Consider the following 297-nt stretch of genomic DNA (forward strand, 5'->3'; position numbering starts at 1 on the left):
CCTGAAAACTGGATCGTTCGGAGCTGGAGTTTTCCGCTAAATTTCCCTGGCTGAGAGAGGAGCGGAATCGCATGAAAGCATCGAAGTTCACAGAGGCGCAGAAGGCGTTCATCCTGAAGCAGGGCGAGCAAGGAACGCCGGTCGCGGAGATCTGCCGCAAGGCCGGGATCAGCCAGGCGACATACTTCAACTGGAAGAAAAAATACGGAGGCCTTCTGCCGGACGAGATGCGCCGGCTGAAAGCGCTTGAGGACGAGAACATCCGGCTGAAGAAGATTGTGGCGGACCTGACGCTGG

General features: G+C 57.2%; 1 protein-coding gene. It reads left to right on the plus strand.

The features are described 5' to 3' along the window. Positions 1–71: 71 nt before the first annotated feature. A partial coding sequence (locus tag ACFMBG_RS22190; protein WP_421056849.1) for a transposase occupies positions 72–297 on the plus strand: 226 nt, incomplete at its 3' end.

The sequence above is a fragment of the Leisingera coralii genome, assembly GCF_049056525.1.
GTDB classification, from domain to species: domain Bacteria; phylum Pseudomonadota; class Alphaproteobacteria; order Rhodobacterales; family Rhodobacteraceae; genus Leisingera; species Leisingera coralii.